Consider the following 17,119-nt stretch of genomic DNA (forward strand, 5'->3'; position numbering starts at 1 on the left):
CCATCAGGGTGGTCGCCGGACGTGTCGGACGGCCGGCCCCGGCCCGGCTGGCCATGCTGGGCCGGGAGGGTCCCTTTCCGAGCGACGAGGAGCACGGCATGCCCGCGGACGCGGTCGAACGATTCCTGGCGGCTTTGGACCCGGACCACCGGGAGTCCGTCGGCGCCAGGTCCCGTGAGGAGCAGGAGGAACTCGCGGCGGCCTGGGAGCGGGAGCTGGAGGCCGACACCGAGCTCGACATCCTCGACGAGTTGTCCCCGTCGGCGGCGGAGGCCGAGGCGGCCCGCCGCGTCCTGGAACGCGGAACCGGCTGAGGGCCCTCTCCCCGGTCCGTCCGTGGGATCGTCCTCCTCATGGTCGAGTTCTGGACGGTCGATGACGGCGGCGCCGGCCCGGTGTCGTCCGAGGGGGCGCTGGAGACCCTTCGGGCGAGGATCGGCGCAGGGCGGCTCGAGACGTGGCTGATCGGTTCCGCCGGCCGCTCGCTGGCCGTCGTGACGAACACCGAGCGCGCGATGGTGATGCTCCTCGACGGGGAGGGCGATCCCGGCGAGCACGCCGCGGATCCCGGAGCCCGCGGATCGAGCGGCGGGTTCGTCCTCGCCGACGGGCAGCACGACGAGTACCCGGACGAGGACACCGTGCCGATCGGTGAGGCGTTCAGGATCGTGGATCACATCGTCGGCGGTGGGTCCTGGCCCGCGGACGCCCACCGGGTGTCCGACCGCTGACCGGACGACGCGCCGACCGGCCGCGCCCCGGGCCTGCGCGCCGGTCACGTCGACGGCCGGTCCCGGTCCTGCGGACGGTGGCGGCATGACGTGACGACGACGAAGGGCCAGAGGGACTGGACGGCCGTCACGACGCGTTCCGCGACACCGGCGACGCCGTGCCGATGGGTCTCGACGAGGAACCACACGGCGCCGGCGACCATCACGGCGGTCGCCACGAGCGAGGGTGCGGGCCGCAGCGCCCACGGGGCGGCTCCGCTGCCGTCGGTGGCCAGGACCGGCCACACGGCCAGGAGCGCGAATCCGACCGCGGCCGCTGAACCGTGGTGCAGGGACCCGCCGCTGCTCGGCGTCGGGAGCAGCACCACGGCCAGCGCCGCCAGTCCGCCGCCGGCCAGCGCCGCGCGTCCGGCCGGAGCGGCCGCCCTCAGTCCCCAGGCGGTGAGCAGGTGGCAGGCGCCCAGGGCGAGAAACGCGCCGGTCATCACCCAGTACCCCGACGCTCCGTGGGCCGCCAGGACGCTGATCGTCTGGGTGGCGGGGTCGTAGGCGGGCCCTTCCAGCGACGCCGCGACCGCCCAGCCCGCGATCAGCAGGACGGGCGCGCACCCCGACGAGAGCAGGGCCCATCCGGGAACAGGAGGCATCATGTGATCATAAAGGGTGATCCGCCGGTCGAGTCGTCTCCGGGTTCCGCCGCCGCGACGGTCGCCCGCCCACCACCGGGCGGCGGGCCGTGATCGGCGTGTCGGGCGCCGGATGCTCCGCGACACGCCCCGCCCGGTTCGCGGGAACCGGGGACGGCAGGTCACCATGGCAGGACCCGGGGGTGGGCCGTCTCGTCATCCCGGAGGGCCGTGGTGGACGTCCTCGTGCCGGTCCTGTTCGCGCTGAGCGGCGCGTTCAGCAACGCTCTCGCGACCGTCCTCCAGCGCAAGGCCGCGCTGAGCGTGCCCCGGTCCGACAAGTTACGGGCCCGGCTCATGCTCGATCTGCTGCGGCACCCCGTCTGGCTCGCCGGCATCGTCGCCGTCGTCGCCGCGGCCGTCTGCCAGGCCGTGGCGCTCGCGACGGGGCCGTTGACGGTCGTCCAGCCCCTGTTCGTGCTGGAGCTGCCGTTCGCCCTGGTCATCGCCACCGTGCTGCTGCGCGGGCGGATGTCCCGGTCCGGCTGGGCGGCCGTGTCCGCCGTCGTGGCCGGACTCGCCGTCGTCCTGGTCTGCGCGTCGCCCGCGGGGAACCGCACGCACGCGCCGATGGACCGGTGGATCCCGGCGCTCGCCGTCTGCACCGCCGCGATCGCCGGCCTGGTCGTCGCGGCGCTCCGCCGGCCCGAGGGGCGGGCCCGCGCCGCCTGCTTCGGGCTGGCCACCGCCGTCGCGTACGCGCTGACGGCGGCGCTGATGAAGACGTCGATGCACACGCTCGACGACGGCGGCGTCACCGCGTTCCTCAGCACCTGGCAGACCTACGGCTTCGCGCTCTTCGGGGCGTCCGCGCTGTTCCTCCTGGAGAACGCGCTGCAGGCCGGGCCGCTGGTGGCGTCCCAGCCCGCCATCACGCTCGGTGACGCGAGCGTGAGCCTGGCCCTCGGGATCACGGTCTACGCCGAGTACGTGCGGGCGGGCTGGTGGCTCCTGCCCCAGCTGCTGGGCGTCGCCCTGATCGCCGCGGGCGTGTTCACGCTCTCGCGGATGCCGCTCGCCCATGCCCTGACCGGCGAGGACCGCCCCGCCACCGGCGCCGGGGCGCCGTGAGGACGCCCCGGCCGGCCGTGGGCGGTCCCGGGTTCACGTCCGCGGCGGGGTGACGCCGGTGGTGCGCGGTCGTCGGCTTCGCCGGCCGGCCCCGTCCGGACGGGTTCCGCGCGGACGTACAACCTCCGGGCGGTGCGGAGGGTCCGAACCAGTGATACCGGAGCAAAACGCTTCTCCGTGTCGTTCCGATCATTCCCACTCGTTCCATCCGGGGGACCTCATGAGCCCGACTCGCTCTCTCACCCGCCGCGGCACGGCCGTGGCCCTCACCGTCCTGACGGCCGCCGCGCTCGGGGCGGCCGGCACCGGGGCGTCGAGCGCGGACACCGCCGCACCGCAGAAGCGGCAGGTCGCGTCGGCGGTCCTCGGCTCCGACTACAGGATCAGCCTGACCGCGCTGCGTTCGGCCGACGACGCGTACGCGGCCTCCGTGCGCCTGCAGGTGTACACGAAGACCGGTGGTGCCTGGAAGGAGTCCGACCGCGTGACCGTGGGCGACGTGGACGGCTGGTTCTGGTACCCGCTCACCGGCAGGGGCGCCGTGTGCGAGTTCTCGACGGCCGGCACCGATTCCGCGCCGCTCACCGTGAGCCTGCTGGTCACGCCGTCCATCGGCTGCTCGGAGCCGGTGCACTACGTCGTGAAGGAGGGCAGGGTGCACGCCGGCTGAACCGGCGGGCCGGGGCGGCGCACGGTGACGGTCGTGCCGGCGGCGAGGCCGCGGGGCCCGCCGCCGGCGCGATCCGGCCCCGGGAGTCCGAGGATCACGGCAGTTTCACGAACGGGGACAGGAAGGCCCGTGCCCCCGGAGTGTCCAGCCGGTAGGTGACGTTGGTGGCGTAGCACGGGCTGTCACCGGTGATGGTCGTCGCCGCGAGGATCCGCTTGCCGCCGAGGACGGTGAAGTTGGGGCCGCCCGAATCGCCGTAGCAGGCACCGCCGTTGCCCTGGGGCGCGGTCATGGCGAGGCGGACCCAGGCGTCGTTGAGGGCGTCGAAGGTCACCGGGGCCTTCATGCGGACGCCGCCGCCGGGGTGGGTCTGGCCGCCCGGGCCGTTCACGGCCTCCTGGGTGCCGTACCCGGCGACGAGCCAGTCGGCGGAGTTCAGCTTCCGCGGCCCCAGCGCCCCGAGCTGGTTCGCGGTCGGCAGGGTGGCCGGGGTGAAGGACCAGCGCGCCTTCATCTTCTCCGCGGGCAGTTCGACGACCGCGATGTCGTGCGTGTCGGCGGCGGGGCCCGGATAGGCGGGGTGGTTGTGGGCCGTGCCCCGGACGGCGACGGCGCTCGCCTGGGCGGCGGGATCGCCCGGGTGCCTCTTCGCGGCCGCGTCCAGTCCCGCCTGCACGTCCTGGTCGAGCGAGACGTGGAACCGCACGTTGTCCGGCCAGTCGGTGGTGCAGTGGGCGGCCGTCAGGAAGGTGTCCGCGTCGATCATCGTGCCGGAGCAGACCCAGTCGACCCGGTCCGGGGTCGCCGGATCTCCGTCGTGGTCCCAGGTGGCCACCAGGGCGCCGACCTCGGTGCGTTCGGGGGCGGGTGTCGCGTTGTACGAGTTGATCGCGGACGAGGGCAGCGCGGCGGCGAGCACGGTGGCGCAGGCCGCTGCGGTGACGGCGGTGACGCGTACGGCGGTCAAGAAGAACCCCTTCGCTGGGTGTGGACCGGGCATTCCTCCTGTGGGGGTGGGTGCATTGAAGCCTCTGTGATCGTCTGTGGCAAGACCACGCCGGAGGTGTCCGTGTTCCGCACGGTACGGTGCGCGTGCCGCATCACGGCTCCTCGGGACCGGGGTTCGCCGACCGGTCCCGGGGGCGGCGCGAGGCCCTTCAGCTTCCGGTGGCTGAGCCCGCTCTCGATGTACGCCTCCCTCAGCGGAGTGAGCCGTTCGCGGTGCTCCGCGGTCACTTCCCCGCAGGTGCGGCTCGGTCGCCGTCCGCGGCGTTCGGGCAGCCCGACACCCAAGGCGTCGGCGTTCGTCATACGGCCGGCCTCTCGTGACCACTGTGCGGAAGACGCACTCCGGGCCGTGCTCGGCAGTCGCGCGGTTTCCCGTCGGCTCGTCTTCTCGCACCGTCTCCGGCCACCGGTGGTTCACCGTGAGCGCCAAGGGGTGCCGGACTCCCGGTGCCCGCTCAAAACAGTTCCAGGTCTTCGCCGCTGGTGTCTGCGATGACTGGCCGGAACTGTGCGGGCAGGCCGTCCAGGCGGTCAGGACCGGCCGCGGCGGCCACGTCAGGGGCCGTCTCGGCCAACCAGACGCGAAACCGCTCGACGGCTTCGCGGTAGGGGATGCGCGCCAGGACACGGTGCTCGCCGGAGGGGCAGAAGTCGACGGCGACAGTGAGCAGGCAGGAACGGGGCGCGTTCTGACTGCCCGTCCAGGACACGCGCAGGACACCACAGGGCTTGCGCCCGCCGGGGGCCCGGTGGGTCGGGCGCAGTGATCGGCAGGCTGTGCAGGCGGTCCATGCGGCGAGGTGCGGCAGGGGCAGGGTGGTGCGCGCGCGGCAGCCGGGGCAGCGGTGCCAGTGGCGGAGCCAGTCGTCGGTGTCGGTGCGGAAGAGGCGCGTGTAGCGGTTCGCCACGCGGATGTCGTTGCTGTACAGGTGGTCCGGGCGTTCTTGCGTGTTGCAGGACTGGCAGACGGGGGCGCGGACGTAGCCGTGTTCGTGGCAGTGGTCGAGCACGGTGGCGGGCGCAGTGCGGCAGACGGCGCACGCCCACTCAGCCACCCTGCGGGAGGTACCGGGCTTCCTGCTGAGCACCGAGTACAACTGGCCTTCCAGCTCTTTGCGGTACGGGCGCAGTGAGACGGTGGGGCTCTCGGGGCTCGTCGTCCGCCGACCGCCGGCGTCTCGGATCCGTCGGGGGCGGGAGAGCGGGACGGTGACGGCTGCGCCCGCCTGACGGGGCCGCGCGGCTCGCACCCACCGTGTTTCGGCGTGCTCGGCCGCGTCCAGCAGCCTGACCACGGCGCGCGGCAGCCACCACGTGCGCTGCGTCCCGTCGCGGGTCCGCTCCACGAGCACCTGTCGCCAGTCGATCCCCGCCAGATGGCGCAGACGGCCGGCTTCACGTCGCACCGCCCGCTCGGGGCCGCCCGACTCCTGCAGCTCCCCCATGACACGCCGTCGCCAACGCAGCGGCATGTCCTCGTTGCGCTCCTGCCCGGGCGCCCCACGAAACGGACCGACGCGGACCAGGTCCTGCCGGTCCATCCCCACCGCGTTCAGGCCCGCGGCCGCCCGGCGCACCTCGACCTCCGGAACAGCCCACCGACCGCCGCCCGCCCTCACCGTCGCCACCACATGGCCGCCGAGCAAGACGTACCCCGCCCGGGCACGGGCGGGAAAGCAGGTGAATGCCCCAGGAGCCGTCGGCACAGCACTGCCGGCCGTCAAATCGACCCACAGAGCGTTCGCGGCGAACAGGGTGATCAGGCCGTCCGTGCGACCGGACATGACACGCTCCGACATACCGACAGGCTAGTGGTGATGTCCCGGTTTCATGCCGGCCGGTCACCTGCGGATGCACCGTCTCGGGGCAGTGGGGTTCGGAACACGTACCGCTCCGACGTCAACAGCGGGATGTCACACGCCTCCGCCATGACCGGCGAAAACACAACCGACCGGCCGGTGGACACGGCGAAGAGAGCGCGGTCGACGGCGGGACCGGGTCGGCGGTCGTAGATCCGGCGTACGGGTCTGCGGCACCACCTCCAGGCGGGCCGAACTCGCCCAGCCCCCTCACCCCGCCCACAGGCCGCACCCCGTACAGCGCGGAGGCCCCGTCGGGCCCGCGGACCAGGCCGTGGGCGCCGGCCTGCCGAGTTCACGGCACCGGGTCCTGCCGTGCAGGACGTGCCGCTCAGCGACGGCGGGCCGGTGCATGACGTTGCCGCCCGGGTGCCGGTCCTGCGGACCTTCGGACGGGGCAGTCAGCGGCGCGGATCGGACGGGGCGCCCGCGGCGGGCCCGAGGGCGTCCAGCGCGTCGGCCGCGGCCCGCCGCAGCCGAGGTGACGCGTCCGAGGCCAGGACGGCCAGCCGGGCGCGTACCGCCGCGCCGTCCGGCAGGGGCCCGGCGTCGGTCCCGGCCCACCGCACGAGGCCGAGGGCGGCCCGGTGGCGGACTTCTTCGTACGGGTCGTCCAGGCCTCGCACGAAGCGCCGCAGGTCGCCGACCGTCCCATCAGGGGCCAGCAGGGACAGTGCGGCGGCCCGGACCTCCCCGGAGGACGCCCGGTCGGCGAGGCGGCGCACGGCGGGCAGGGCCTGCGAGAGCCCGTCGAGCGCGTCGCGTGTGCGCCATACGTCGTGTCCGTCCGCCAGGTGCGCGGTCAGGGCCCAGGCCACCGGATGGCGCTCCCACAGGCGCAGCCCGCCGTCGACGAGCGCGCCCAGGCCGTCGAGCGCTCCGCCGCGCAGGTCGGCGTCCGCCTCGTCGAGGAGCGGAAGCAGTTGCCACACGGCGTCCCACGCCCCCGACTCGCCGATGGCCACGGCGGCGGCCGCCCGGGTGGGGCCGGACAGCGCCCGGTCGTCCAGCGCCGTCCGCAGGTGCTCGGCGGCCTCCTCGGCGGGGACGGCACCGAGGGCGCGTGCGGCGTCCGGCCCGGCCACGGGATCGCCGAGCCACCGCACCGCAGGTCCGATGACGCGGGAATCGCCCTGCTCGCCGAGCGCGGCGAGCAGCCCCGCCGCCACCTGCGGGTCGTGCTCGCCGTCGAGAGCTGCGGCCAGCACGTCGCGGTTGGTGCGGGACAGCCGTCTCGCCACCGCGATGCGCACCTGCGCGGAGGGGTCGCGCAATCCGGTGAGCAGCGAGTCGAGCAGCCGTTCGCCGCAGTGGGCCGGCAGCATCTCCAGGGCCCGGGCCCGCGCGGCTCCCGCCCCCTCACGGGCGGTGCGCACCACCTCCGCTCGGACGGCTGGGGTGCCCTGCCACTGGTACACGAGGTTCCGGGCGTGTCCCCACACGAGGGGGTCCTCGTCCCCGAGCAACTCCACCAGCGCCGCGGGGTCCCCGGGCGCGTCCAGCGCGGCCAGGGCGGTCAGGGCGTTGATCCGCAGGTGCCGGTCCGGGTCGCGCAGCAGTCGCGTGTACGCCTCCGTCGCCGGCCGGTCGTCCAATCCGAGCCGGAGCGCGGCGAGCGAGGCCCCGCGCCGTACGTCCGGCTGCGGGTCGCCCATCAACCGCACCAGTACCCGGGCAGCGGCCTGCCGGTCCCCGAGCCGGCCCAGACCGCGCGCGGCGGCCGCCCGAACTCGGGCGTCCGGGTCGTCGGCGGCCCTGACGAGTGCGGCGGCGTGCTCAGGGCGCCCTGTGCTGCCCAGCCCTTTGGCCGCCGCGGCGCGGCGGTCCGGCTCGGGGCTCTGCAACTCCCGCAGGAAATGGGCCGTCTGGTGTTCGGCGGTCATGGCATCCCCCCCGGGAAGTCAGACTCCCGAGTCGTCCGCAGGTTGTACGGCGGTGCTCCCCCGCCGACCGGGCGGGCGTCCGCGCCGGTGCGTCGATCCGGGTGCATTTCCCCGACCGGGGTGCTCCTTGAGCGTACGGAGGCGTTGACCACGCGGGTGAACAAGGGCGGAAGCCCCGCCACCGAACCGCCGCGGGAGCGGTCCGGTTCCGGCGGAGGGCGAGTGGGTCGACGTCGGCCTTCGTCACGGCGAATGCACCGGGCCGTGAACGCGAGCGTGCACGACGCGCCATGGCCGACCTCGCGGGACGGTCATGGCGCGTGGTCGCTGCCTCGGCCGGGTGCCGTCAGGAACCGTCGCTGGTCGTCCAGGAATCCGTTCGCGAAGAGCGAGCGGGGGCAGAAGAGGGCGGTGAGCGCGGTCTTGGCACGCGACTGCTCGATGGACTGCTTGAGCAGTGAATGGGTCGCCTGGGGGTAGCGTCTGACTGTCAACGCGCCGCCCGGGTCCAGCACCTGGCGGTAGACGCGCTCCGTGTCGGCGGTGTCCACGTTGATGTCGTGGCCCGCGAGGGTCAGCAGCACCGGTATGCCGCGCAGGGCGCGCAGGTCCCGCGTGGCGTCCGCGGTGTAGTTCCTGGAGACGAAGCCCCAGCGGTCGGCAGTCATGCCGCCCGTGTCACCGCCCGTGGCCTTGACGTACTCCGCGAAGGTCGCACGGCGTTCCAGCAGCCGGCGGGTGGTGTCGCTTCGGGCGATCGCGGCTTTGGTGCGGGCTGCCGATGCGCCGTCAGCGCGCAGCTCGGCGAGGAGGTTGTAGCGGCCCTGCCGGAGCCAGTTGATCGCGGGCGAGACGGCGATGACGAACCTCACCGGCGTCTTGGCTGCGATCCTCGGCAGGACCCAGCCCGCCTGGCTGGCGCCCCACAGCCCGATCCGGTCGCCGTCGATGTCCGGGCGGGCGCGCGCCCAGGCGATGGCGGCGGCCGCCTCGTCGGCCCGGTCGTCCATGGACTGGTCGAGCCAGTTTCCGGGTGCGCCCGCGACGCCGGGCTTGTCCCAGGACAAGGAGGCGTACCCGGCCTTGGCGTTCGCTTCCCACATGGGCTTGTAGCCGTCGTCGTGGGTGGCGTCGACGGGGCCGTCACCGTGGACGTACACGACCAGGCCGTGGCGCTTGCGTCCGTCCTCGGGGGTGGCCAGTACGCCGTTGAGGGTGTGGCCGCCGTGACGGATCGAGACCCGCTGCTCGTACATGTCGTAAGAGTGTTGCCACAGCACCACACCGACGAGACCGGCGGTCACGACCAGGAGCACGACGAGCGACCACGCCGCGATGCGGAACCCGCGCCGTCGGGGCTGGGTCTTGGGACACATGGGACGACCACCCTTGTCCGGGTTCGAACGGGCACTCAAACTATCATGACAGAGACGATCGTTTTTGATCTGATAGATTTCAGTTCCGCGGAGACGAGGAGGGGCGGCATGGCACTGGACACGGCGCACGGGAGCGGACCGGTGGCAATCCAGCGGGGCCTTCCGGCCGGAGCCGAGCAGCGGGCGGCCGAGCTGTACTGGGACGCCTTCGGCCGCAAACTCGGCCCCGCGCTGAACCCGCCGGGCAAGGCGGTGCCCTTTATCGCCGCCCACCTGAACGCCGACCGCGCCGTCTGCGCGCTCCTTGACGGGCAGCTCGTCGGCCTCGCCGGCTACCAACTCGGCGGGCGGGCCCTCACCGGTGGATCGGCCTCCGCCGTGCTGCGCGCGTACGGGCACCTCGCAGGACTGCACCGGCTCCTGCTCCTCGCCCTGTTCGAACGTCAGCCGGCCCCCGGGCAGCTCGTCATGGACGGCATCGCCGTGGCCCCGGACGTGCGCGGCCGCGGCGTCGGAAGCCTGCTCATCGAGGAAGTGGCCGCCGTAGCGACGGAGCAGGACTGCCGGGAGATCAGACTGGACGTGATCGACACCAATCCGCGCGCCAGAGCCCTGTACGAGCGGCGCGGCTTCACGGCCGTACGGACCGAACACACCCCCTACCTCCGCAGGTTGCTGGGATTCGGCGCCGTGACCACCATGCACCGCCCCCTCGGGGCGGACGGGCCGAGAGGACTGTGAACCCCGTGACCGACCACGTCGAAATTCCCACCCGCATGCTCGTCCACGCACTGATCCGGGAGGACGGCACAGTCAGCGCGGACGAGCTCTACACCGTCGCTGCGGCCCTCGGCATGAGCGACCAGCAGGTACGGCTGTGCGTCAAACGCCTCGTGGCCGAGAACCGTTTCACCCACGAGGGCCGTGGCCGCAAAGCGGTGCTGCACGCCACGGAAGACACCACACAGGCCCTGGCCCCCAACGCGGACTTCCTGCGGCACGCATTTCGCCAGGACGCCGGACTCGCCCCCTGGGACGGCGTCTGGCACCTAGCCGCCTTCGCCGTGCCCGAATCGGCGCGCACGGTCCGGGACGCCCTGCGCGAGACGCTCGTCCACCTCGGCGGCGCCCCTCTCCAGGGCGGACTGTACGTCTGCGCCAACGCCTGGGAACCCCATGTCGAAGCCGCGGCGCACCGCCTCGGCGCCCACGACGCGCTCACCCTCCTCAGCACGACGGACCTGCGCAGGGGCGACACCCGGGAGCCCGCCGAACTCGCCCGCCGCCTGTGGCCCCTGCCGGAGATCGCCGACCGCTACCACCGCCTCAGCCGCATCGCCCAGCCCCGCCTCGAACGGCTCACCGGCCCTGCCGGACCCTCCCCGTCCGAACTGCTCACCATCGTTGTCGAGCTGGCGGCCGAACTCACCCGTGCCATGGAGCCCGACCCGCTGCTGCCGCCTCAACTCCTGCCCCAACCCTGGCCCGGCACCCAGGCCCGGAAGCTCATCGCCCGGTGCTGGGCGGCCCTGCCGGAACGCGGCCACGGCGAAACCCGCCCGACCCTCTTCCGCCTCTACGCCGACATCACCCGAGAAGCAGCAGACCGAGCCACGCGCTAGGAGTTGTCCCGTAGCGCCTGGTCAGGAGTGAGGTGATCCTGCCGTGGCTGGTGTGATCACGGCGTCGGAACCGTCCTGGACAGCTCCGTTCACCGGGCTGGGCCCGCGGCGGTTCGGCAAGCTGACCACCGCGCCGCGACGTGAGGGGGCCGATCCGGTCCGCAAGGGCCGGCCGTGGTCGCTGCCGCTTCAGAACCGGGTGCTGCTGGTGGCCGCGTACTGGCGCACCAACCTCACCCTGCGCCGGCTCGCCCCGTCGTCCGGCGTCTCGAAGTCTGCGGCCGACCGGATCGGCGATCACCTCGGACCGGCTCTCGCTCTCCGGCCCCGGCGACGGCCCCTGTCGCAGAGCGGATGCTGCCGCTGATCTCCCCGGCGGCCCGGGTGACCGACGACGTGTCGGTGCCCGAGGACGGAAGAATGTCGCAGGCAGGTGAGCCCGGTGGAGTCCGGGAACGCAATGCCGGACAGGTCCACGAGCACCCTGTGGCCGCCGGTGAGCGGCAGTGGGTGCAGGGTGCCGGCGAGCTGTGGGGCGGTGCGCAGGCCGAGGGCGCCCGCGGCCGCGACGAGGAAGCGGTCGGCGTCCAGGGAGCGGACGTGCACCTGCGGGGTGTCCTGCCGGCCGGGGGAGGCGGGCTGGCCGGTGCCCATCAGCGCTTCCTTCCGTGCCGGCCGCGGGTCACGGGGTCAGCTCCTGCTGGTGACCGCCGCGCCATTCGACGAGCAGGACGGTGGCGTCGTCGTCGAGCCTGCCGTCGTGGTGTTCCACCACGGCGGCCATCAGCCGGCGCAGGGTCTCGTGCAGGGTGTGCCGGCCGGAGTGGTGACGGCGGATGAAGTCGGCGAAGCGGTCCCTGCCGAACTCCTCTCCGTGGACGTCGCGGGCCTCGACGATGCCGTCGGTGTAGAGCAGCAGGCGGTCTCCGGGCTCAAGTTGCTCGGTGGCCTCGGTGACCGGCAGGCCCAGGTCGGCGCCCATGGGGCCGGCGGGGGGCAGGGCAGTTCGGTGGTCCAGCGGTTGCCGCGGATCAGGATCGGCAGGTGGTGGCCGCGGTTGATCCACGTCAGCCGGCCGCTCTCCATGTCCAGGTCGGCCAGGATCGCGGTGACGTAGCGGCTGGTGCCGAACTGCTCGATCAGGGTCTGCTCCACCTGCTCGCTGGTCTCGGTCAGCGAGGCGCCCTGGCGGCGGGCGTTGCGGCAGGTGGCCACGGCGACGTTCGCGGTGATCCCGGCGGTGGTGTCGTGGCCCATGGCGTCGAAGACACCCAGGTGGAGGGTGCTGCCGGCCACCGCGTAGTCGAAGACGTCCCCGCCCACCTGGTAGGCGGGCTCCATCACCGCCCCCACGGTGGCGTCGTGTCCGGCGTAGGCGGGCGGCGGGGTGAGGTTCCACTGCATCTCGGCTGCCACGTTCATCGGCTCGGTGCGCACCAGACGGGCGTAGGAGTCGCTGAAGGACCGCTTGCTCAGCAGCAGCAGGGCCGTCATGGACGCCAGGTCCCGCAGGGCCTGGCGGGTGGATTCGTCGTCGGTGCCGGTGTCGGCCCGCAGCACGCCCAGGCGCTCGACGCCGTCGGTGATGGCCACCCACCACCGCCGCCCGCCCGGACGGTCCCCCGCCACGTCCCGTTCGGGTTCGGGTTCGGGGAGCAGGTCCACGCGTTGGAAGGCCTGGCCGGGCAGACTGCCCGAAACGGTGAACTCCTGCCCTCCCTCCCCGGCGTCCGGCCCCTGACCGGTGAGGCGGCGCAGCACCTTCTCCCGGACGTCCACCAGGAACAGGGCCACGTCATACATCCCGGCTGCGGCGGCGTACTCGGTGATCATGCCCGGAAGCCGCTCGAGCGTGGCCGTATGACTGGCCTGCATCAACCGCACCAGCGCCGCGCTGCTCCCCGTCACACCCGGACCTTCCCGCCAGGCAGGGGTACGGGCGGGTCACCGGTCCCCGGCACGACCGCGCGCACCACGGGCGAATGCACCACTTCGAAAACCCCCTCCGGCCGCTCGGCCCCTACAGGTCCTCGATCACCGCACGAGTACCCGCCTTCCACCCGCACAGACGGGGGTGAATGTCCTGGGCCGACCGCCCGTGCACCTCGGATGGAGAGGGCCGAAGCCGTCGGCGTCGAAGCTGCGGATCACCCGGACCCGGTCCCCGCTGGTGAACGCCGCCTCGGCGGCCCTCGCCACCGGCGTGCCCCGCGCGGACGGCAGCACCGTCCGCGCCCGTCGCCACCGACCCGCTGCTCCGGCGGATGATCCGCAGCAGGCGCCGCCCCTCGTCGTCATCGATCTCGCGGACGCGTGCTCGCCCAGTCACCGGCACAGCTTCCCCGCCGTGCGCCGCCGGCGAGTGTCATTTTGCCGGCGTGCCGATCCGAAGCCGGTTGCCGTCAGGGTCGCGCGGCTCGATCTCACGCGCCCGCACAGCGTCCTTCACCTGCACACCGAACTCCGAGGCGATGGCCTCGACGTCCCGAACGCGGAGGTGGAGCAACGTGTCCGGGCGGGCGTCTCCCCGGTGCTGCGACAAGAACAACCGCACCCCGCCCCGGGCGACCTCGACGAACGCGGGAAGTCCCGGTTCGAAGCGGTGTTCCCACTGCTTGGCGGAGCCCGGCCGCTCCCACCAGGCGACCGCCGCAGCGTCCTCGGCGCGAAGAACGGGAACGACTTCCCCGTCCATGGCGCCGTCGTCGCAGACCGCGGGGGGGGGGGGGGGGACGAACGCTGCCTGATGCGGCACTGCAGCAGGGCCGGCCGGGCACCGGCCGGCGCCTCGGTGGGGCCGGCCACCTCCACCGTGCTGCCGTTGATGCGCGGTTCCAGCAGGACTGGTCCGGGGACGTATGCGCGGGCGTGGGTGACCGGCTCGCTGACCACCGGCTGGGTGAGGTCCGTGGCGCGGGCGGGGGGCTTGCCGTCAGGCGGCCAGAGCGCGGTGGAGGGTGGGGTAGCAAGGGATGATGCCGTCCAGGCCGACGATCCGGATGAGGTGCAGGACGGATTCGAGGGGGCCGGCCAGGCGCAGCCAGCCCCCTGAGCGCTGGGCGGCGTGGTGAGCGGTGATGAAGGCGTTGATGGCGCTGGAGTCGATGAAGGTGACGGCGCTGAGGTCGATCACCGTGCGGGCCGCGGCCGCACCGCGGGGGAAGAGCAGGTGGTCACGGACGTGAGGGATGGTGTGGTGGTCGATGTCTCCGTGCAGGGTGACCACGCTGATGTCTTCGGTGGCCGCGGTCTGCCCAGCGGGCAGCGGACGGTGTGGCGCCCCGTGGTGGGCCGGCATGAAAGCCTTCGGTGAGCTGTCGAGGACGGAGGGCTGCTGCCCCGTCCGGCGTGTCTGACGGACTCTGGTTTGTCTGACGTGCTCCTGTCGAGGATACGCAGCATCTGCCAAAGCGTCTGCGATGCGCCGGCCGGCCCGGCGGGCACCTGCGCGGCCAGGGGCGGGGAAGAAGCCACGGGGCGGGAAGGAGGAGGGAAAGCAGGCCGTCTCCGCAGCTGACCGGCCGCGGTGAGGGCCTGGTGGAGCCGCTGTTGCGAAGACCTCGACCGGATACCGATGCCCCCTGTACGACGGCGCGCTGTCCACCGAGGACCCCTTCCGGCTCGATCGACCCGAGGATCACCCCACCGGTCGGCCGACGTGGCAGCGCCAGGCTCCTCGGGCGATGTCACGCGTAGGGGGCTGGGCTGCGTCGTCCTGGCCGGCCGAGGGAGCAACGCCCGTTCAGCCGGGGTCCCGCACGTCCTCGTCCGCCCGCCTGGTTCGCCGCACGCAGATGAGTGCGGCGAGCACCGTGCCGACGGCCACGACCGTCAGTCCGCGCAGCCACACCTGGGCCTCGATCTGCGTGGCAAGCACGACACAGGACGCGATGCCCAGTACCGGCAGTGCGGTCGGGGTGCGAAAGTGATCGGCTTCGCCCGGCTCTCGGCGCAGTACCAGCACCGCCGTATTGACCATGAGGAAGACGACCAGCAGCAGCAGGACCAGGGTGGACGCCAGGGTGGCGACGCTGCCGGTGAGCGCGAGGAGCATCGCCAGCAGTGTGGTGGCCGCGATCGCGGCCCACGGCGTACGGCGGCCCGGCAGCACCTTGGTCAGCGCGGCGGGCAGCAGCCCGTCCTTCGCCATGCCGTAGGCCAGGCGGGAGGACATGATGCCTGTGAGCAGCGCGCCGTTGGCCACGGCAACGAGTGCGATGGCGCTGAACAGGCGGGTCGGCACGCCGCCTGCCTCCTCGACGACCTCCAGCAGCGGCCCGCTCGACCCGGCCAGCCGGGCGGTCGGTACCGCCGCGGACGCGGCCATGCCCACCAGCACGTATACGGCCCCGGCGGTGGCGAGGGCGCCGAACAGGGCGCGCGGGTAGGAGCGCCGCGGGTCGCGGGTCTCCTCGGCGACGTTCACCGAGGTCTCGAACCCGACGAAGGAGTAGTACGCCAGTACGGAGCCGCTCAGCACGGCCGCCGCCGCCCCCTTCTCCGGCGTACCCAGCTGCGTGAGCCGCCCGACATCGCCGTCGCCGCGCAGCAGCAGCCACGCGCCGAGGACGACGATGACGGCCAGCCCGCTCACCTCGACGACGGTGGCGACGACGTTGGCGCGGGTCGACTCCTTGATGCCCCGCGCGTTGACCAGGGCGAGCAGGGCCAGGAACAGCACGGCCACGAGCCCCACGGGCAGGGTCACGAAGGCCGACAGGTAGTCGCCGCCGAAGCCGCGGGCGAGCGCTGCCACGGAGACGATGCCCGCGGCCAGCATGCAGAAGCCCGCGACGAAGCCGAAGAAGGGTCCGAAGGCACGCGTCGCGTAGTGGGAGGCTCCGCCCGCCCGCGGGTACTTCGTCGCCAGCTCGGCGTAGGAGGCCGCGGTCAGCAGCGCCAGCAGCAGCGCGACGACCAGCGGTGCCCACACCGCTCCCCCGGCATCGGCCGCGACCTGGCCGACCAGGACGTATACGCCGGCACCGAGCACATCGCCCAGAATGAAGAAGTACAGCAGCGGGGTCGTCAGCGCGCGCTTGAGCGTCGTTGTCTCCTGTGCCCCTCCCTGTTCCCCCGCCTCCGCCGCTGCCTGCGCCGACACCCTGTTCCCGACTCGTCTCGCCATACCGCCTCGTGTCCCCCCTACCGCGGGATGCACGCTCGCCCACCGGTCGCCGCACGGACGCGTCGCGTCACACCGGCCGCATGTCTCACGAACGGGCCGGCGACTTCCATCCCGTCACCGTCAGTGAGCGACTCCGTCGGGGATCCTGGGACTCGGGTCCGTTTCCCTTGCCGCCACCAGCATTCCCGGGGCAGGTCCCGCGAGTCGAGGCAGCGCTGGAACGCCGTGAGGCCTCTGGGACGGTGGAGGTGCTCAGTCGCCCGTGAGGCGAGCCGTTCGATGTCGACGGTGATGCCGGTCAGGACGTGCTGGACGCGGGGTTCGCGGTGGTCGTCGCTGGACGAGCACCAGGTCCGCCGCTGGAACTCCCGGCACCGCTGGGCCACCCCGGCTTCCGCTCGCCCATGCCTTCCTGGCGGTCGCTGCCACCCTCGAACCTCGCGATCGGGCCGACGGGGCCGGCCCGAACGGACCGGCACCGCTCAGCTGCAACGAGACCCGGCCTCTGTTCATCGCCGTGATCGCACAGCCCACCCACGACCTCGCCCCTCGACCGCGCCGGTCCGTCCGGTGCCGACGTCGTCAAGTTCGAGGTGAACGCCGTCAGCCGCTCCATGCGCCGTACTCCCGGAGCTGCGGGGCATTCGGCCTCGCGAGGTGGCGCCCCGCGCCACACAGGCCGGCCTCGCCGCGCGAGGCCGGCCAACGGGCCTGCGGCCCGAGCAGCAGCAGGAGCCGGGGGTGCGGGTGATCCTATTCGGGCTGGGTCACTGTCAGAGCCCACCGGATGCTCTCGTCCGAGGCGTCAACGCCCACGGTGAAGGAACCCGACTGCACGACACCCGGATCCATGGTCACCGAGCCCACCCCCGCGCTGCCGGCAGGACAGTCCACTGTGAACTCGGCCACCCGCGCCCGCTGTGAGTCCATCGTCACCGCCACGCTGCCTCCGCCTTCGCAGGCCACCGTGAGCACGGTCGGCAGGCCTTCCCATGCCCCGCCGGACGCGACCCCGCCGTCCCCCGTCCGCTCTTGCACCCACACCAGGCCTTCAGGTCCGGGGTGAGGGAGAAGACCGTCAGCTG

At 73.2% G+C, this 17,119-nt stretch carries 15 protein-coding genes and 3 pseudogenes; 7 read left to right on the forward strand and 11 right to left on the reverse strand.

Annotation, left to right across the window (positions count from 1 at the left end):
* Window positions 1–98: 98 nt before the first annotated feature.
* Together GL259_RS03380 and GL259_RS03385 are read left to right on the forward strand one after the other, a co-directional pair.
* The gene (locus GL259_RS03380; protein WP_159529029.1) at window positions 99–314 is read left to right on the forward strand and encodes a hypothetical protein; all 216 of its coding nucleotides are present in this window, start codon (window positions 99–101) and stop codon (window positions 312–314) included.
* Window positions 315–353: 39 nt separating this feature from the next.
* Window positions 354–731, forward strand: a complete 378-nt coding sequence (locus GL259_RS03385; protein ID WP_159529031.1) for a hypothetical protein — start codon at window positions 354–356, stop codon at window positions 729–731.
* A 44-nt stretch (window positions 732–775) separates the two neighbouring features.
* On the opposite strand, the gene GL259_RS03390 is transcribed toward GL259_RS03385, so the two are convergent.
* On the reverse strand, window positions 776–1,378 hold the full coding sequence (locus tag GL259_RS03390; RefSeq protein WP_159529033.1) for a DUF998 domain-containing protein: 603 nt from the start codon (window positions 1,376–1,378) through the stop codon (window positions 776–778).
* A gap of 213 nt (window positions 1,379–1,591) precedes the next feature.
* On the opposite strand from GL259_RS03390, the gene GL259_RS03395 reads away from it, so the two are divergent.
* On the forward strand, window positions 1,592–2,488 hold the full coding sequence (locus GL259_RS03395) for a DMT family transporter (protein WP_159538330.1): 897 nt from the start codon (window positions 1,592–1,594) through the stop codon (window positions 2,486–2,488).
* A 220-nt stretch (window positions 2,489–2,708) separates the two neighbouring features.
* Entirely contained in the window at window positions 2,709–3,158 is a 450-nt protein-coding gene (locus GL259_RS03400; RefSeq protein WP_159529035.1) for a hypothetical protein, read from the forward strand.
* A gap of 94 nt (window positions 3,159–3,252) precedes the next feature.
* Here GL259_RS03400 and GL259_RS03405 read toward each other — a convergent pair whose 3' ends face one another.
* The 4 genes from GL259_RS03405 to GL259_RS03420 all read right to left on the reverse strand — a co-directional run bounded on the left by GL259_RS03405 (window position 3,253) and on the right by GL259_RS03420 (window position 9,284).
* Entirely contained in the window at window positions 3,253–4,125 is an 873-nt protein-coding gene (locus GL259_RS03405; protein WP_208026421.1) for a trypsin-like serine protease, read from the reverse strand.
* Window positions 4,126–4,621: 496 nt separating this feature from the next.
* Window positions 4,622–5,965 (reverse strand): endonuclease domain-containing protein, encoded by a 1,344-nt coding sequence (locus tag GL259_RS03410; protein WP_159529039.1) that lies wholly within the window; start codon window positions 5,963–5,965, stop codon window positions 4,622–4,624.
* 461 nt (window positions 5,966–6,426) lie between these two features.
* Window positions 6,427–7,908 carry a HEAT repeat domain-containing protein gene (locus GL259_RS03415; RefSeq protein ID WP_159529041.1) on the reverse strand — a complete coding sequence of 494 codons (1,482 nt, stop codon included), beginning with the start codon at window positions 7,906–7,908 and terminating at the stop codon, window positions 6,427–6,429.
* 311 nt (window positions 7,909–8,219) lie between these two features.
* The gene (locus GL259_RS03420; RefSeq protein ID WP_159529043.1) at window positions 8,220–9,284 is read right to left on the reverse strand and encodes an alpha/beta hydrolase; all 1,065 of its coding nucleotides are present in this window, start codon (window positions 9,282–9,284) and stop codon (window positions 8,220–8,222) included.
* A gap of 108 nt (window positions 9,285–9,392) precedes the next feature.
* On the opposite strand from GL259_RS03420, the gene GL259_RS03425 reads away from it, so the two are divergent.
* The 3 genes and pseudogenes from GL259_RS03425 to GL259_RS03435 all read left to right on the forward strand — a co-directional run.
* Complete coding sequence (locus tag GL259_RS03425; protein ID WP_159529045.1) at window positions 9,393–10,025, forward strand: GNAT family N-acetyltransferase; 633 nt, start codon at window positions 9,393–9,395, stop codon at window positions 10,023–10,025.
* Between the two features lie 5 nt (window positions 10,026–10,030).
* On the forward strand, window positions 10,031–10,906 hold the full coding sequence (locus tag GL259_RS03430; RefSeq protein WP_159529047.1) for a PaaX family transcriptional regulator C-terminal domain-containing protein: 876 nt from the start codon (window positions 10,031–10,033) through the stop codon (window positions 10,904–10,906).
* Window positions 10,907–10,949: 43 nt separating this feature from the next.
* Window positions 10,950–11,243, forward strand: a pseudogene (locus GL259_RS03435) (transposase family protein); the annotation flags it as partial.
* 345 nt (window positions 11,244–11,588) lie between these two features.
* Here the strand turns inward: GL259_RS03435 and GL259_RS38480 are convergent.
* From GL259_RS38480 to GL259_RS03455, 6 genes and pseudogenes are all read right to left on the reverse strand, one after another.
* Window positions 11,589–11,888 carry a PP2C family protein-serine/threonine phosphatase gene (locus GL259_RS38480; RefSeq protein ID WP_243762230.1) on the reverse strand — a complete coding sequence of 100 codons (300 nt, stop codon included), beginning with the start codon at window positions 11,886–11,888 and terminating at the stop codon, window positions 11,589–11,591.
* 68 nt (window positions 11,889–11,956) lie between these two features.
* Window positions 11,957–12,781 (reverse strand): annotated as a pseudogene (locus GL259_RS39480) (SpoIIE family protein phosphatase); the annotation flags it as partial.
* Between the two features lie 198 nt (window positions 12,782–12,979).
* Window positions 12,980–13,235 (reverse strand): annotated as a pseudogene (locus tag GL259_RS39485) (hypothetical protein); the annotation flags it as partial.
* A 36-nt stretch (window positions 13,236–13,271) separates the two neighbouring features.
* Window positions 13,272–13,601: a glyoxalase superfamily protein gene (locus GL259_RS03445; protein ID WP_159529049.1), complete on the reverse strand. Its 330-nt coding sequence runs from the start codon at window positions 13,599–13,601 to the stop codon at window positions 13,272–13,274.
* Window positions 13,602–13,838: 237 nt separating this feature from the next.
* Window positions 13,839–14,204 carry an STAS domain-containing protein gene (locus tag GL259_RS03450; RefSeq protein ID WP_159529051.1) on the reverse strand — a complete coding sequence of 122 codons (366 nt, stop codon included), beginning with the start codon at window positions 14,202–14,204 and terminating at the stop codon, window positions 13,839–13,841.
* Between the two features lie 444 nt (window positions 14,205–14,648).
* Entirely contained in the window at window positions 14,649–16,034 is a 1,386-nt protein-coding gene (locus GL259_RS03455; protein WP_243762232.1) for an APC family permease, read from the reverse strand.
* Window positions 16,035–17,119 lie beyond the last annotated feature (1,085 nt).

Origin of the sequence: Streptomyces sp. Tu 3180, from assembly GCF_009852415.1 — a bacterium.
In the GTDB taxonomy this organism is placed as follows: Bacteria; Actinomycetota; Actinomycetes; order Streptomycetales; family Streptomycetaceae; genus Streptomyces.

Coding starts and splice junctions, on each gene's coding strand:
- GL259_RS03380 (WP_159529029.1), top strand. CDS start 99: ATGCCCGCGGACGCGGTCGAACGATTCCTGGCGGCTTTGGACCCGGAC.
- GL259_RS03385 (WP_159529031.1), top strand. CDS start 354: ATGGTCGAGTTCTGGACGGTCGATGACGGCGGCGCCGGCCCGGTGTCG.
- GL259_RS03390 (WP_159529033.1), bottom strand. CDS start 1,378: ATGCCTCCTGTTCCCGGATGGGCCCTGCTCTCGTCGGGGTGCGCGCCC.
- GL259_RS03400 (WP_159529035.1), top strand. CDS start 2,709: ATGAGCCCGACTCGCTCTCTCACCCGCCGCGGCACGGCCGTGGCCCTC.
- GL259_RS03410 (WP_159529039.1), bottom strand. CDS start 5,965: ATGTCGGAGCGTGTCATGTCCGGTCGCACGGACGGCCTGATCACCCTG.
- GL259_RS03415 (WP_159529041.1), bottom strand. CDS start 7,908: ATGACCGCCGAACACCAGACGGCCCATTTCCTGCGGGAGTTGCAGAGC.
- GL259_RS03420 (WP_159529043.1), bottom strand. CDS start 9,284: ATGTGTCCCAAGACCCAGCCCCGACGGCGCGGGTTCCGCATCGCGGCG.
- GL259_RS03425 (WP_159529045.1), top strand. CDS start 9,393: ATGGCACTGGACACGGCGCACGGGAGCGGACCGGTGGCAATCCAGCGG.
- GL259_RS38480 (WP_243762230.1), bottom strand. CDS start 11,888: ATGGGCGCCGACCTGGGCCTGCCGGTCACCGAGGCCACCGAGCAACTT.
- GL259_RS03445 (WP_159529049.1), bottom strand. CDS start 13,601: ATGGACGGGGAAGTCGTTCCCGTTCTTCGCGCCGAGGACGCTGCGGCG.
- GL259_RS03450 (WP_159529051.1), bottom strand. CDS start 14,204: ATGCCGGCCCACCACGGGGCGCCACACCGTCCGCTGCCCGCTGGGCAG.
- GL259_RS03455 (WP_243762232.1), bottom strand. CDS start 16,034: ATGGCGAGACGAGTCGGGAACAGGGTGTCGGCGCAGGCAGCGGCGGAG.